Here is a 15,048-nt window from a genome sequence, read left to right as displayed (position 1 = left end):
AACGTTCCCTCCCGGCTGACTGTCGCGCCGGGCGGGGTGCGGCTGCCATAAAGGAGAAGCCCCACCACCTCACGGAGATGAGGTAGCCATGGACGAACTGCGCGGCGGCGTGGACCGCGAGTTCCCGCACCGGCCCGTGCTGCCGGGACGCCACCGTTCGGGCGTCCCGGCCGAAACCTCTCACGCCCCGGCCGAAAGGTCTCACCCCCGCACCGTCCTCAATCCGGGCCGCCCACCCGGGAGAGCGGCGGTACGCCTGCCGTAGAACCCGGGAAGTCCCGCGCACAGCACCTTGGTGAGGAAGCATGAAAGCCACCGGAATTCTCGATTCACTGCGCCGTACCCTCGGCGTCCGCCGCGCGTCCGCACCGGCCGGCCCCTCGCCGTCCGGTACACGCCCGGTGGCGCTGGTCTACCGCGGGCCCACCCAGGAGGACATGGACTGCGCCGACACGGTCGTCGACCTCCTTGCCACCGGGCCCTGGGGTCTGGACGTCCGTACCGCAGGGCCCAACGGCGACCATCCGCTGTCCCCCGGCACGCTGGCGAAAGCCCAGCTCTACGCGCAGCCCGGCGGCGGCGACCTGACGCCCGCCTACCGGAAGCTCAAGCCCCACAAGAAGGCGATCCGCGATTTCGTCGGACAGGGCGGCCACTACCTGGGATTCTGCCTCGGCGGCTACCTCGCTGGACAGGACGAGGGATTCGGCCTGCTGTCCGGCGAAGTCGGCCAGTACATCCACACGGAGGGCAGCACGGTCGACACGGAGGACAACGCCCTGGTCGAGGTCGAGTGGCGCGGGCGATCGCGCACCCTCTTCTTCCAGGACGGTGCCTACTTCACGCCCGGCTCCGGCCCGGACACGACGGTCCTCGCCACCTACACGAACAACCGGACCGCCGCACTCGTCACCTCCTACGGCGCGGGCCGCGTCGCCGTCGTGGGACCCCACCCCGAAGCCACTGCCGACTGGTTCGAGGACCCCCCGCTCCCTTTCCACGACACCCATGACCTGGCACTGGACTTCGTCGGCAGCGTCCTGGCCGACTGACACCGCCCGCCCATGCCCTGTTCGCGAAGCGTCGGTCGCCCGCACCATACGAAGCCCAGCAGCCCCGGGCAGCAGGCGCCTGGCGGTCATCGGCAGTGATCAGCCGGCTCGTGAACGTCGTGCAGAGGGGACGGCGGCGCGCGTGCGGGCACGGCGAAGAAAAGGGAAGGCGGAAACCGGCGGGTTATTGGGAGGATGTCCGAGTTCAGCACCCGATGGGAAGGACCCGACGACCATGGCTCGTGCCGTCACTTTGATCCGCTCCGACTCCCTGTCGGATGTCGCCGAGTACGCCTACGCGGCCACGGCGCCCGCCGAGTCACGGCTGATCTTTCTCGCCGGGGCGTGTCCGCTGAACGATGACGGCTCGACGGCAGCGGTCGGTGACTACGCGGGTCAGGCGAAGAAGGCCGTCGAGAACATGCAGACCGCCCTCGCCGCGTCGGGTGCATCGCTCCAGGACGTCATCAGTACAAGGGTTCTCGTGGCATCGTCCCGGCAGGAGGATCTGGTGGCGGCCTGGGAGGTGGTCCGGGACTCGTTCGCCGACCATGACGTCCCCAGCACCCTGATGGGCGTCACCGTGCTCGGCTACAAGGACCAGCTCGTCGAGATCGAGGCCGTCGCCGCCGTGCTCGATGCATGAACCCACCGACCGCTGCGGCGGCATGAGCACCTGAGGCTGCCGGGGATCTTGGGAATGGTGATGCGTAAGCGCTCTGCCCTGACCGCGTCCGTCCACCCCCCCCGACTCCCCGGACCCCCGGCGTCCTGCTCGACGCCGCCGGTGCCGCCCTCGCCAACGGCGGCACCAGGATCGCCGGCGCGTGGGCGCGGACGCGGGCAGTCCCCAGAAGGCGCCTTCGCCGTCCCGGGGCCCCTGCCTCTGGCCTTCCCCGTACCCATGGGCATACGGGGCGCCGAACCGCTCTGCCGGGCGGGCATCGCGGGGCCGGATGGCTGGCCGCCGACCCCGGAACCAGCCGGTGCGACGGATTCCGGCCGAGTAGCTCGTACCGTGCTCGCATGACCGCACGTCACGGCGGGAGCCGCCGCCCCGGGTACCTCGTGGCGGCGGCGGTGTTCGCCGTGGGCATGGCGGGCACCACCCTGCCCACGCCGCTGTACGGGCTCTACCGCGCCCAGATCGGGTTCTCCGAGCTGATGGTGACGGTGGTGTTCGCTGTGTACGCGGTCGGCGTCATCACCTCTCTCCTGCTCGCGGGCGACTACTCCGACCAGGTGGGCCGTCGTCCTGTTGTCCTGTGCGCCCTGGGGTTCGCCGCCGCCGCCGATCTGTGCTTCCTGTTCGAGGGCGGTCTGCCCCTGCTCTTCGCGGGCCGCCTGCTGTCGGGGTTCTCGGCCGGACTGCTCACCGGCGCGGCGACCGCCGCCGTCATCGAACTCGCCCCGCCGGACCGCGCGGTCCGGGCCGGGTTCGCGGCCACCGCGGCGAACATGGGCGGCCTGGGCTGTGGCACGCTGCTGGCCGGAATGCTCGCACAGTACGCTCCGGCGCCGTTGCGGCTGCCTTTCGCGGTGCATCTGGCCCTGGTGGCCGCGGCCTGTATCCCGGCCTGGCTGCTGCCCGAGACCGTGAGCCATCCCCGGCGGCTGCCCCACGGACGCCCCCAGGGGATGGCCGTGGCGCCTCAGGCACGGGGGGTGTTCCCCTCGGCGGCGGTCGCCGCTTTCGCAGGCTTCTCGCTGCTCGGGCTGTTCACCGCCGTCGCACCGAGCTTTGTGGCCGAGACGCTGAGGATCAATGATCTGGCCCTGTCCGGGGCGGTGGCCTTCTCCGCCTTCCTCGCCTCCACTCTGGGGCAGTTGCTGACCGGGCGACTGGGTGTGCGCAGGGCGCTGCCCGCCGGATGTCTGACTCTTGTGGCCGGGCTGCTGCTCGTGGGCGCGTCGGTCGTGGTGGAGTCGCTGCCACTGTTGCTGGCCGGCGCGCTCGTTGGCGGTTTCGGTCAGGGGCTGGCCTTCCGGGCCGGTCTGACGGCGATCGGTGATGCCACCCCGCGCGAGCACCGTGGGGGCACCCTTTCGGCGTTCTTCGTCGTCGCCTACGTCGGAATCGCCGTGCCCGTGGTGGGCGTGGGAGCGCTGACGCTCTGGCTGGGGCTGCGGGCCGCAAGCCTGATCTTCACGGCCGTGGTGACGGCCCTCGCCCTGAGCGTCGGTCTGTATCTGCTCCGCCGGCCCCGGCAGGAGACGGGGGACCGGCCGACGGACGCCCCAGTCGGCTGAGCCGCGCCCGCGCCGAAAGGCCCGCCGGGCGGCCGTCGGCCGGTGACACTGTGGACACGAGTCGTGCTGCCCTCTGTGAGGGCCGGCAGCCGACAGGCCCCCGGGTTCCTGGATTCGGCTTCCCCGGGCCTCCCCGTGGCCGTCGAAGAGGTGCCGTGCACGCGGCGTCAACCGGCCCGGCTGGAAAAGGTGGCCACTGTCCGACGTCACCAGCGGGCGACGAGGGTCTCTTCCTCACCCCGGTTGCGATACAGCCAGGTGGTCCCCGGCGCGATGGCCCCGGTCAGATAGCCGACGATGGGCTCCCGCTGCGTTGCGCTGTCCAGCTCGTCGAGCAGCTTCAGCGCGTCGTGCAAGGGGAAGAAGGCAGCCTGTTCGATGTCGCCGTCCTTGGGTGCGATGTCCCCCGAGCACTCGTCGATCTCGAAGGCGACGGCCAACGCCGAAGGGTGTTGCTCGGAGTCGATGTGCACAAGGAACGCGGTCCGTACCGGGTCGCCCACCAGTAGCCCGGTCTCCTCCCGCAGTTCGCGCCGGAGAGCTTCGTTCATGAGCTCGCCGTCCTCGACTCCACCGCCGGGGAGGGACCAGAGAAGCTCGCCGTTGACGCCGAGGTTCTCTTGCACGAGCAGGATCTCGTCGCCTTGACGGACGATGCCAATGACCAACTGCACCCGGGGCTTTGGAGCCTTCGCATTCTCTGCTGCCATGCCGTAGACCGTATGGGATGGCCGGTACGCCGGCAGCTCGGGCCACCGAGGGGACGGTTGCGGCCACGTTGATCATCGTGAGCTGTGCGAACTTGCGAAGAGACGGTGGGCGCGGATCACAGAATCGATCCCGGCCGTTGACCCCCGCCCGGGTGAGGTACCGGGCGCCGAAGATCCGGGCCGGGTCGTGGCGGCTTTGGGTGAGCGCGAGGCTGCCCTGTCTGCCCTGGGGCGGGCGTGCGGGGCGGTCGGTGCGCTTCGCCCCGCTCCGCGTCCGCTGTGGGGCCACACCTTCGGGATGCGGTTGCTCATCTTCGGGGCATTAGTTACTCTCGATATTGCTAAGAATATTGGTAATCAATGAACCGAGGTAAAATGGGTGCCGACCCGACCACCGAGCCGTACCGGTGGCGATGGCTGATCCTGGTGGTGATGATCGTCGCGGAGGTCATGGATCTCCTGGACGCGTCGATCGTCAACGTCGCAGGTCCCGCGCTGGAGGAGTCCCTCGGCGCCAGTTCCGTCGGTCTGCAGTGGGTGATCGGCGGCTATGCCCTCACGCTGGGGGCCGGCCTGGTCCTCGGCGGCCGGCTCGGTGACCGCTATGGGCGGCGCCGGATGTTCCTGATCGGCCTGGCGGCCTTCACGCTGAGCTCGCTGCTGTGCGCGCTGTCGCCGAACATCGAGTCGCTGATCGCCTTCCGGCTGCTCCAGGGCACTGCGGGGGCGATCCTGCTTCCCCAGGGCCTGGGTCTGCTGCGCGAGAACTTCTCCGGGCCCGAGCTCACCAAGGTCTTCGCGATCTTCGGTCCTGTGCTCGGCCTGGGCGGCATCATCGGCCCGGTTCTGGGCGGCTTCCTCATCGAGGGCGACTTCTTCGGCCTCGGGTGGCGATCGGTGTTCCTGGTCAACTTGCCCATCGGGCTTGCGGCCCTGGCCGTCGCGGCGAAGTTCGTCCCGAAGAAGCAGGGCGATCGCACCGTACGCGTCGACATGGTCGGCGCGGGCCTGGTCGTAGCGTCCTGCGCGCTGATGGTGCTGCCTCTGAACCAGGGGCAGGAGGACGGCTGGCCACTGTGGACCTGGCTGTGCATGGCCGCCTCAATCGTCGGATTCAGTCTGTTCGCGCTGCACCAGCGCCGCACCGCCGCGGCAGGCCGTGAGCCCCTGGTGACTCCGGGCCTGCTGCGCAAGCCCGCCTTCACCGTCGGGCTCGGCGGTATCGCCCTGTTCTTCGGCGGGCTGATCGGCACGCAGCTCGTGCTCACGCTGTTCCTGCAGATCGGCCAGCACTTCAGTGCCGGGGACGCGGGCCTGGGCAACCTGCCGCTCGCGGTGGGCACGGCGATCGGCGGCGCCGTCAGCGGTGCGTTCCTCGCCGACAAGATCGGCCGCAAGGTCCTCCAGGTCGGGCCACTGGTTCAGCTCGCCGGTGCGGCGCTGCTCTGGTTCGAGCTCGACCGTCTGGGCGCCGGTTCGTTCTCGATCTGGGACATCGCCCCGGGTGTGGCGGTGGCCGGTATCGGAGCGGGCATGGTGATCGCCGCCCTGTTCAGCTTCATCCTCGCCGCGGTCGATGACGACGAGATCGGCTCCGCCTCCGGCGTGCTGTCCGCGGTGCAGGCCATCGGTGGCTCCATCGGCGTGGCGATCTTCGGCTCGGTGTTCTTCGCGAAGGCCAAGACCGGTGACTTCACCGCCGGCTTCCACCATGCGCTGATCGTCCAGGCGTGCCTGCTGGCGGCGTTCCTGGCCATCACCTTCCTGCTGCCGAAGAAGGGCCGGCCCGAAGAGGAGCAGCACGGCATCACACCCTCTGCCTCCGACAGCGGTTCCGCCGGCTCCGGTGCGAAGAGGGACGTCGCTGTGTGATCCCCGGTCCGGTGCCGCCAGAACTGTGGCACCGGACCGGCGCGCGTGGAGCGCACATGAGGAAGAAGTGAGGGAGCGTTGTGGCCCATCGGAATGTTCTGATCGCGGGAGCCGGCATCGCCGGCCCGGCCCTGGCCTACTGGCTGCACCGCCGCGGCCTCGCGGCCACGGTGGTCGAGCGTGCTCCCGCCGTGCGGGAGGGCGGGCAGACTGTGGACCTGCGGGGCGCCGGGCGCACCGTGGCCCGCAGGATGGGGTTGGAGCGGGCGCTACAGGCCCATGCCACCCGTGAGGAGGGCATCCGGTTCGTCGACCGGGCGGACCGCGTCAAGGCCGTCTTCTCCTCCGGAGCGTTCGGCGGACAGGGCCCGGTCGCCGAGCTGGAGATCCTCCGCGCCGATCTGTCCCGCCTCTTGTACGAGGAGACGCGGCCCTACACCGAGTACCTGTTCGCCGATGAGATCACCGAGTTGTCGCAGGGCGACGAGAGGGTGCGGGTCACATTCCGCGGCGGGGCCGAGCGGGACTTCGATCTTGTCGTCGCCGCCGACGGTGCCCGCTCCCGCACCCGTGACCTCGTCTTCGGCGACGCGGCGGACACCCGGCCCGTGGGCCTGACGGCCGCCTACTTCACCATCCCCGGTGAGCCCCGCGACGGGCGCTGGGCACGCTGGTACAACGCTCCGGAGGGGCGCGTGGTGACCCTGCGTCCCGACAACCGCGGCACCACCCGCGCCTCGCTGTCCTTCCTCTCCCCGCCCCGCGGGGACGAGCAACACGAGAAGCTGGTGCCGGAAGCGCAGAAGGCGCTCCTGCACCGCGTCTTCCGCGCGGCCGGCTGGGAGACGGCCCGTGTCCTGGCGGCCATGGACACCGCGCCGGACTTCTACCTCGACCGCGTCAGCCAGGTCCGCATGCCCCGCTGGTCGCATGGCCGCGTCGCCGTGCTCGGGGACGCCGGGTACTGCCCCTCGCCCCTGAGCGGCATGGGCACCACCCTCGCCTTCACCGGCGCGTACGTCCTGGCCGGTGAACTCGCCCACCATGCCCATCATGAGCAGGCGTTCACCCGCTACGAGGAGGTCCTGCGCCCCTACGCCGAGCGGGCTCAGGACCTACCGCCGGGCGTGCCGCGCATCGCCGTACCACGTACCCGGGCGGGTATCCGTACCCTCCACCTGGTCCTGCGGGCCGCTGCCCGGCCCCGCGTGGCCGGGCAGCTGAACCGGTTCCTCGTCCCGCCCGCCGACACCTTCGCCCTGCCCTCCTACAGCCTGTAGATGTCACGCATCATTGGTTGCCAACGCCTTCAGCGATCGAGGAGCAGCTTTCCCGCCATGACTGCCAACCAGCCCACCGATCCCCAGCCCGCGGCCCCGGTGGAGGGTCCCATCCGCAACCAGCTGCGGAACCTGACCCGCCGCCAGCAGCGGTTCGAGCGGTACCTGGGCCGGCAGATGCACGTCGATCCGGCCGGGCTCGCGGTGATGGATCACCTCGTCAGCGCCGGTCCGGCGACCCCGAGCGAACTGGCACGCGAACTCACTACGTCGACGGCGGCGATGACGCTGGTCATCGACCGCCTGGCGGACGGCGGGCACGTGAGTCGGCAGCCGCATCCCAGTGACCGGCGCAAGGTGCTCGTGACACCGGCGGAGCACTGGGAGGAGGCTGCGTTCGAACATGTCGAGCCCCTTGTCGTGGGCATCGGCGAGATCGCTGAGTCCATGACAGCCCAGGAGCAGGCCACGGTGGCGGCGTTTCTCGAGCGGGCGGTGGCCGCCTACGACCGGGCAACCAAGGCGTAGGCGGCCTGACCCGATCGCGGCCTCCAGCCCCACGGTGAGCCCGGCGGTGCTGTCGCCGTCACCTGGGAGCGATCCGGGCGTGGCGTCGGCGGCCTCTGGACGAGCCCGGCGGTGCCGCGCTCCGGGTGCGGGCCGGGACCAGCCGGTGACGGATTCGAGCCGGGCGAGCGATCAGGCCGTTCCCTTCCTCGAATCCCTTGTGGCCTCGCCGAGTTCGGTCTCTTCGGCCGAGGTCCGGCGTCGCTCCGCAGGCGGGCAGTGGTGTTCAGGGTGAGATGATCATCTGATGAAATTGACCAGTCGCCGTACCATCCTGACCTCTGCGGCAGCCGTGGCCGGCCTGCCCCTGTTGAACGACCTGGCAGGCCGGGGACGTACCGCTGCCGCGGCCACGGCGGGGTACACCTCGAACACCGAGCTGTACAACAGCAAGATCCACAAGGAAGGGACGCACTGGGCGCGTCGCTTCCGCCGGACGCCCCCGCACGAACTCATCGACAACGCGAGCGCCGGCAGCGAACCCATCCGCAGTACGGTGATCATCGCGCCGCACGGTGGTGGCATCGAGGAGGGCACCAGCGAACTGTGTCTCGCCATAGCCGGGTACACACTTGCAGGGTCGGGGGCCACCCTCCCGGCCCCGGTGCCGGACGAGCCGCAGCGGGACTACTGGATGTTCGAGGGGATCTCCGAATCCTCGGCACTCCACGTCACCTCGACCCTCTGTGACGACCCGGCAGCCCTCCATATCTGCGGCAGCAACATGTACGCCGTCTCCCTGCACGGTTTCGCCGGCGACACGACCAGGAAGGTTCTCATCGGCGGCAAGGACACACGGCTGAAGCAGAACCTCCAGGCCACCTTCGCCAGGCACTACGGCGAGAGCGACGCCGCCCGGACGGTGGAGGTGGTCATCGCGGGCCCCGACGACCCGCTGGACGGCGACGACCCGAAGAACATCGTCAACCGCACCCGTACCGGAGCCGGAGCCCAGCTGGAGATCTCCCGCGCACTGCGCAGCGCGATGTTCGGCGACTTCACCAACGGCCCGAGCCGCAGGAGCACCGCGGGCGTCGGCACCGGCCATGAGGGCTACTTCTGGAACGGCTTCGTCAAAGCCGTGCGCGAGGCCGTCAACGACCACGAACGCGGCGTCATCTCCGTACCGTAGGGACACCGCGCGGACGTTGCAGGAGCACTGCGGAGTCGGGACGCAGATGATCTGCGGGTCTCTGCCGTTGGCGGTTCGGCAGGGTGATGTCACTGAGGCCCGGCCCCTCGGCTCTCCTCGAAGTGCCCAAGCCACCACCCGCCGGGGAGCGCATTCCGGCGTCGAGCCCGGTCACGGCATCCCGGGCACGACGCCTCGTGGGCGGGGGCGGTCACCGGTCGTCATATGCGGCTCACCGCAGGGGGATGCCGACGGTCACCAAGACGGTCCGGGCCGGGGCGGAGGTGAAGACGGCGGTCTTCAGCCGTTGGCCCCGGCACCGCCCCCCCGGCCGGGGCCCGTCCTCACGCCGCGTGCAGCGCCAGCGTCGGTGAGAGACGGGATGCCCGCACCGCCGGGTAGAGGCCCGCGATGGTGCCGATCACCAGCGTCGCGACGAAGCCGCCGCCGACCGCCCACGGCGGCACCACCCAGGGCAGCCCGCCGGAGTACGCGTACACCCCGGTCGCCGCAGCGCCGAGCGCCACGCCCGCCAGTCCGCCCAGGCCGGAGAGCATCAGCGACTCCGTGACGAACTGGATGCGGATCTGGCCCCGGGTCGCGCCGAGCGAGCGGCGCAGCCCGATCTCGTAGCGCCGCTCCAGCACCGAGATGATCATGGTGTTGGCGACCCCGACGCCGCCGACGAGCAGTGCGATGCCGCCCAGGCCCAGCAGCAGGCTGCTGAACGCCCCCTCGGTCGCCGCCTTCGCCCGGAGTGCCGACGACGGGTCGGTGACCTTCACGTTCTGCGGATTCTGCGGGTCGACCGTCGCCGCCATCACCTTGCGCACGTCCTGCACCGCCGCGTCGGCCGAGCGTTCGTACACCGAGGTCGGGTGGCCCTCGAAGCCCAGCAGGCGCTTCGCACCCTCCCAGCCGACCAACGCGGACCGTTCGATCTCCGGCGCGAGCGGCAGCGGGGCGAGGATGCCGACCACGGTGAAGTACCGGTCGCCCATCCACACCTGCCGGCCCGGAGCGGTGATACCGAGACGCTCCGCGGAGATATGGCCGAGCACGACGGAGGGGTAGCGTCCGGTCGCGTTGTTGAGCCAGCTGCCGCTGCGGACCTCGCCGCGCAGCACCCGCAGCAGGCAGCCGGTGGTCGCCTTGACGGTGATCCCGCCCGTATCGCCCTCGTCGATCTTCTCGTTGCGCCGTGCGGTCGCGTCGAGGTCGGCGGTCGCGCCCACCTCGTGGACGCCCTTGATCCGGCCCACCATCCCGACCGCGTCCTCGGGCAGTTCGACGTCCTGCCCGGCGAACATCGAATCGCCGGGGGAGGCGACGAGCAGATTGGTGCCCAGCTTGTCGAGCTCACGGAGCAGCTGGGCCTGGCTGGAGGCGGAGACGCCCACCACCGAGATCATCGTCGCGATGCCGATGGCGATACCCAGGGCGGAGAGCACGACCCGCATCGGTCGGCTGCGCAGCCCCGCCGAGCCGACGTGCAGCACGTCCCGGGGGCGGAGCCGGGCCGCTTTCAGCCGCCCCCGGCTCCGGCCGCCGACGTCGCGGTCCGAGCGCCGCGCCCTCACTGGTCCGCTCCCGACGCGGCGGGGGAGCGGCCGTTCCCGGATCCATCGCGCCCAACCGCGGATGGATCGCGCATTCCCGTGGACGCATCGCGGGCATCCGTGGGCGGATTGGGTACGTCCGTGGATGGATCGCGGGCGCCCGTGGGCGGATTGCGTACGTCCGCCACCACGTGGCCGTCCCGGATACGTACCTCGCGCGGAAGGTTCCGGGCGATCTCGGTGTCGTGCGTGATGACCGCGATGGTGGCGCCCTCCCGGTTGAGATCGCGCAGCAGCTTCATCACCGCTTCCCCGGACACGGAGTCGAGCGCCCCGGTCGGTTCGTCGGCCAGCAGCAGCGCGGGTTCCCCCACGACGGCCCGTGCGATGGCGACCCGCTGTTTCTGTCCGCCGGAGAGCTGGTGCGGCTTGTGGTCGAGGCGGTCGGCGAGCCCGACCCGCTCCAGCGCGTCGGCTGCCCTGCGGCGGCGTACGGTACGGGAGAGGCCCGAGTACAGCAGACCCTCCGCGACGTTGTCGCGGGCACTGACCCCCGGGACCAGATGGAACGCCTGGAAGACGAAGCCGACGTGCTGGGCGCGCAGCGCGGAGAGCCTGCGGTCGGAGAGCGCCGCCACGTCGTGCCCGGCGATATGGACGGACCCGGCGGTGGGGCGGTCCAGGGTGCCGATGATGTGCAGCAACGTGGACTTGCCGGAGCCGGACGGGCCGACGATGCCGAGGAGTTCGCCCTCCTCGACGGTGAGGTCCACCCCGCGCAGGGCGGCGACCGGGCCCGGGTATTCCTTGGTGACGCCCCTGAGGCCGACGACGGTGCTCATATCTTCGGCACCCCGACCTTCATGCCCTCGCGCAGCCCGCCGCCGGACACCTCGACCCGGCCCTCGGCGAACATGCCGAGCTCGACCTTCACGTCGCGGACGGTGTCGCCCCGGACCACCTGGAGGCCGAAGCCCCCGCCGGGCAGCGCGAGCAGTGCGTTCACCGGGACGCTGAGGACGCCCTTGCGCAGCTCGCCGGTCAGGTTCACCGTGACCGGCGACTGGTCGAAGCCGCCGACCTCGTCCGGCTCGTCGAAGGAGACGGTGAGGGTGACCTTGGGGCTGTTGTCCTGCGGATCGTCGCCGGGCTTCGCCGTCCGGCCGACCGAGGAGACCTCCCCGGCCGCGCTGCTGCCGTCCGGCAGATCGACGGTGACCTTGGTGCCCGCCTTGGCGAGCTCGCCCTCGGCGACATCGAGCTCGAACGTCACGATGCGCTCGGAGCCGGTCGTGGTGAGGACCGGAGCGCCGGGCTGGGCCAGTTCGCCGACGGCCGCCTCGACGCTCCTGATCCGGACCTTCCCCGGGGCGAAGGCGATGTCCTGCGGCCCCACCGTTCCGGTCCGCTTGCTGTCGTGGGACTTCTGCCAGCGTTTGACGGCGGCGGCGGTCAGCTCGGTGTACTCGTCGTCCGGGGTGAAGCCGGTGTAGCCGAGCTCCGTGAGATTGCGCTCCAGCTGCTCCACGTCGCGGCCCCGGTCGCCGGGCTTCAACGTCCGGTACATCGGCCCCGAGCCGTACATCAGCCGCACGGGCCGGCCGTCGACCTCGTACAGCCGCTCGTTCCGCTTGACGTTCGAGCCGGTGCGCGGGGTCCAGGTCATCGTGCCTGCCGCGCCCGAGTTGACCTTGCGCTGCTTGTCGTAGCCGAGCGTCCCGTCCGCCTGGGCACTGTCGCGCAGGTCGCCGCGCCCGACCGTGGCGGTGGCCGGGGGCAGTCCGGTGTTCTCGGGGCTGCCCGTCTCCTCGTCGGAGCCGAACTGGGTGAGAGCCAGTGATCCGGCCGCCACCGTGAGCATCGCCGCAGCGGCCGCCATGACCCGTCCGCGCCTCACCGACCGACGCTTTCGCATGCGGTGCTGGCCTTCTCGAACTTCTTGAGGTCCTTCGGTTTCAGCGCGGGCGCCGCCTGCATCGCCCCGCCGTCGAACTTCGGGTCGGGCATGTCGAAGCCGTTCTTGCGCATGCACCGGGCGAAGGCGACCATCTTGTCCTTCTCGGCCTGGGTGAGCTCCTTGGGCCCGCCGCCGACCGCCTTGTCCTGACAGGCCTTGAACGCCTTCTCCATCTTCTTCCGGCTCATGCCGTCGCCGCTGACGGTCATGCCGACACCCTTCTCACCCGGCTTCGGCTCCGGGACGTCCAGGCCCTGCTCCCGCAGGCACTTGCGGTGCTCCAGGGCCTGGTCCTCCTCCGTCTTCCCGCTGCCCGAAGCCGGTCCGCCGCTCTTGGTTCCGCTTCCGCCGCCCGAGCAGGCGGTGGCCGACAGGACGACGGCGGCGGCGATCAGGCAGGCGGTGGTGATGCCGCGACTTCGTGAGCGGCTGGTGGTCCGGCGGGAAATGGTCGGGTTCATGAGGGCTCCTCGTCCGTTGCTGACAGGCCGGATGCGAACGGCACGAGCGTGCGCGAGGACGCGGTTTCGTTTCTCTCAGCCCCGATGCTTACACCGGCGAAACGTCACTTTCGGATACAAGGGACCCATGCGTGTGCTGGTGGTGGAGGACGAGGAATTCCTGGCCGGGATGATCGCCGAGGGGCTGCGCCGCGACGCAGTCGCGGTGGACATCGCCCCCGACGGCCGGGCGGCGCTGGACCGGCTCCGGTTCAGCGCGTACGACGTGATGATCCTGGACCGGGATCTGCCGGGGCTGCACGGGGACGAGGTGTGCCGACGGGTCGTCGGCATGCGCCTGCTGACCCGGATCCTGATGCTCACCGCGTCCGCGACGGTACGGGAGCGGGTGGCCGGCCTCGGGCTCGGCGCCGACGACTACCTGACCAAGCCGTTCGCGTACGACGAACTCCTCGCCCGGGTCCTGGCGCTCGGCCGCCGCGCCCGCCCCGCTCTCCCGCCGGTCCTGGAACGGTCCGGGCTCACGCTGGACACCGCCCGCCGCCAGGTCTGCCGTGACGGCCGCTACCTCTCGCTCTCCCGCAAGGAGTTCGCCGTGCTGGAGACCCTGCTGCGGGCCGAGGGCGCGGTCGTCAGCGGCGACGAACTGATCGAGGAGGTGTGGGAGGAGGACACCAGCTACCGCACCAACGCGGTCCGGGTCACTCTGTCCAAGCTCCGCGCCAAACTGGGCGCACCCCCGGTGATCGAGACGGTCCCGGGGGTCGGCTACCGCATCGGGGACGCCCTCGCGGCCGGGCCGCGGGACCCCGGCCCCGCGACCGGACCGGTCCACGGGTGGGCGCAGCAGTCCGACGACGGTTCCGCCGACCGGCCGGAGGAGCGCCGGTGAGCAGCGAGCGCGCCCGGCTCACCGCGCTGTACGGCGGACTGCTGGTGCTGGCCGGCGCCCTGCTGATGGGTCTGGTCTACCTGCTGGTCAGCGAGGGCGTCTACGCCAATGTGCTGACTGCGGTGGTCCCGGCGGTCCCCGCCGGGACCCTCGCCACCGCCGTCCCGTCGGGCGGGGCTGCCGCGCCCGCGCTGCCGTCGTCGGACTGGGCGCAGACCGCGGTCCTCCAACCCGGGCAGTACGCGGTGGCGCAGAAGGTCAGCACCGCCGCCGGGGACGCCGCGCTCAGCCAACTGCTGACGGTCTCCGGGGTCTCCCTCGCCGCCTATTCGGCGCTCTCCATCGCGCTCGCCTGGTGGATGGCGGGCCGGGTGCTGCGACCGGTCGGCCTCATCACCTCCCGCGCCCGTCGGCTCTCCGGCAGCAACCTGCACGAACGCCTCGCACTGAAAGCGCCGCCCGGCGAGCTCAAGGAACTGGCCGACACCTTCGACGGGATGCTCGACCGGATCGAGGAGCTGGTCGCCGCCCGGCAGCGCTTCGCCGCCAACGCCGCCCACGAGCTGCGCACCCCGCTCGCCGTGCAGCGGGCCGCAGCCGAGATCGGCCTCGCCGACGACCCGCCGCCCGAGAAGGTCGCCTGGATCCGGGACAAGCTCATCGACACCGCCGCCGACAGCGAGCAGCTCATCGAGGGACTGCTGCTCCTGGCGGTCTCCGACGAGGGCCTGCGACGGTGTGAACGGGTCGACCTGGCCGGGGTCGCGGCCGCGGTGGCCGAGGCGCTGGAGGCGGAGGCGGAGGAACGTTCCATCACCGTCGAGGCGGAGGTCCGGCCGCTGTTGGTCGAGGGCGACCCGGTTCTGCTGGACCACCTTGTGCGCAACCTGGTCGCCAACGCCCTGCGCTACAACCACCCCGGCGGGACGGTACGCGTCCGGGTCGGGCGCGGTGGTCTGGAGGTCGCCAACACCGGGCCGGTGGTGGACCCGGCGACCGTGCCGCTGCTGTTCGAGCCGTTCCGCCGGGCGCAGGCCCGCCGCCACGCTCCCGGTGAGGGGGCCGGTCTGGGGCTCTCCATCGTGGCGTCGATCGCGAGGGCGCACGGCGGTGAGGCGAGCGCTACGGCGAACCCGGGCGGCGGACTGACGGTCCGGGTCGTGCTGCCGTCGTGTCCGTAGCGGCCAGCGTGACGGTCACCGTTCTGCTGCCGCCGCCGTGGGGAATGCCGCCGGCTCCTCGATGTCCACGCGCATCAGTTCCCCGGGGGCCGCGGTGCGGGCGGGAGGACCGGCCACGCGCCCCCACCTCGTCCT

At 71.1% G+C, this 15,048-nt stretch carries 14 protein-coding genes; 9 read left to right on the top strand and 5 right to left on the bottom strand.

Annotation, left to right across the window (positions count from 1 at the left end):
• Window positions 1-305: 305 nt before the first annotated feature.
• The 3 genes from OG251_RS01510 to OG251_RS01500 all read left to right on the top strand — a co-directional run bounded on the left by OG251_RS01510 (window position 306) and on the right by OG251_RS01500 (window position 3,302).
• Window positions 306-1,052: a BPL-N domain-containing protein gene (locus OG251_RS01510; protein WP_326675153.1), complete on the top strand. Its 747-nt coding sequence runs from the start codon at window positions 306-308 to the stop codon at window positions 1,050-1,052.
• 235 nt (window positions 1,053-1,287) lie between these two features.
• Window positions 1,288-1,698 carry a RidA family protein gene (locus tag OG251_RS01505; RefSeq protein ID WP_326675151.1) on the top strand — a complete coding sequence of 137 codons (411 nt, stop codon included), beginning with the start codon at window positions 1,288-1,290 and terminating at the stop codon, window positions 1,696-1,698.
• A 380-nt stretch (window positions 1,699-2,078) separates the two neighbouring features.
• Window positions 2,079-3,302 (top strand): MFS transporter, encoded by a 1,224-nt coding sequence (locus OG251_RS01500; protein ID WP_326675150.1) that lies wholly within the window; start codon window positions 2,079-2,081, stop codon window positions 3,300-3,302.
• 206 nt (window positions 3,303-3,508) lie between these two features.
• Here OG251_RS01500 and OG251_RS01495 read toward each other — a convergent pair whose 3' ends face one another.
• Window positions 3,509-4,012, bottom strand: coding sequence for an NUDIX hydrolase (locus OG251_RS01495; RefSeq protein WP_326675149.1), 504 nt, complete (start codon window positions 4,010-4,012; stop codon window positions 3,509-3,511).
• Between the two features lie 375 nt (window positions 4,013-4,387).
• On the opposite strand from OG251_RS01495, the gene OG251_RS01490 reads away from it, so the two are divergent.
• The 4 genes from OG251_RS01490 to OG251_RS01475 all read left to right on the top strand — a co-directional run bounded on the left by OG251_RS01490 (window position 4,388) and on the right by OG251_RS01475 (window position 8,863).
• On the top strand, window positions 4,388-5,884 hold the full coding sequence (locus OG251_RS01490) for an MFS transporter (RefSeq protein ID WP_326675148.1): 1,497 nt from the start codon (window positions 4,388-4,390) through the stop codon (window positions 5,882-5,884).
• 80 nt (window positions 5,885-5,964) lie between these two features.
• A complete protein-coding gene (locus tag OG251_RS01485; RefSeq protein WP_326675147.1) occupies window positions 5,965-7,164 on the top strand; it encodes an FAD-dependent monooxygenase in 1,200 nt (399 codons plus the stop codon).
• 57 nt (window positions 7,165-7,221) lie between these two features.
• Window positions 7,222-7,692, top strand: a complete 471-nt coding sequence (locus tag OG251_RS01480) for a MarR family winged helix-turn-helix transcriptional regulator (protein WP_326675146.1) — start codon at window positions 7,222-7,224, stop codon at window positions 7,690-7,692.
• Between the two features lie 286 nt (window positions 7,693-7,978).
• The gene (locus tag OG251_RS01475) at window positions 7,979-8,863 is read left to right on the top strand and encodes a poly-gamma-glutamate hydrolase family protein (protein WP_326675145.1); all 885 of its coding nucleotides are present in this window, start codon (window positions 7,979-7,981) and stop codon (window positions 8,861-8,863) included.
• Between the two features lie 344 nt (window positions 8,864-9,207).
• Here OG251_RS01475 and OG251_RS01470 read toward each other — a convergent pair whose 3' ends face one another.
• From OG251_RS01470 to OG251_RS01455, 4 genes are read right to left on the bottom strand one after another with little or no spacing between them, the layout of a single operon-like run.
• Entirely contained in the window at window positions 9,208-10,443 is a 1,236-nt protein-coding gene (locus tag OG251_RS01470; protein WP_326675144.1) for an ABC transporter permease, read from the bottom strand.
• Window positions 10,440-11,264, bottom strand: coding sequence for an ABC transporter ATP-binding protein (locus OG251_RS01465; RefSeq protein ID WP_326675143.1), 825 nt, complete (start codon window positions 11,262-11,264; stop codon window positions 10,440-10,442). Before OG251_RS01465 ends, OG251_RS01470 begins: the two co-directional genes overlap by 4 nt.
• A complete protein-coding gene (locus OG251_RS01460; protein WP_326675142.1) occupies window positions 11,261-12,301 on the bottom strand; it encodes an efflux RND transporter periplasmic adaptor subunit in 1,041 nt (346 codons plus the stop codon). Before OG251_RS01460 ends, OG251_RS01465 begins: the two co-directional genes overlap by 4 nt.
• Window positions 12,302-12,315: 14 nt before the next feature.
• Window positions 12,316-12,840 (bottom strand): hypothetical protein, encoded by a 525-nt coding sequence (locus OG251_RS01455; RefSeq protein WP_326675141.1) that lies wholly within the window; start codon window positions 12,838-12,840, stop codon window positions 12,316-12,318.
• Window positions 12,841-12,967: 127 nt separating this feature from the next.
• On the opposite strand from OG251_RS01455, the gene OG251_RS01450 reads away from it, so the two are divergent.
• On the top strand, window positions 12,968-13,732 hold the full coding sequence (locus OG251_RS01450; protein WP_326675140.1) for a response regulator transcription factor: 765 nt from the start codon (window positions 12,968-12,970) through the stop codon (window positions 13,730-13,732).
• On the top strand, window positions 13,729-14,913 hold the full coding sequence (locus tag OG251_RS01445) for a sensor histidine kinase (protein ID WP_326675139.1): 1,185 nt from the start codon (window positions 13,729-13,731) through the stop codon (window positions 14,911-14,913). Before OG251_RS01450 ends, OG251_RS01445 begins: the two co-directional genes overlap by 4 nt.
• The last annotated feature ends 135 nt before the right edge of the window (window positions 14,914-15,048 follow it).

It is taken from the genome of Streptomyces sp. NBC_01237, from assembly GCF_035917275.1.
Taxonomy (GTDB): Bacteria; Actinomycetota; Actinomycetes; order Streptomycetales; family Streptomycetaceae; genus Streptomyces.
Note: the sequence above shows the minus strand (reverse complement) of the source record. Positions and strands in the feature narration are given on the sequence as shown.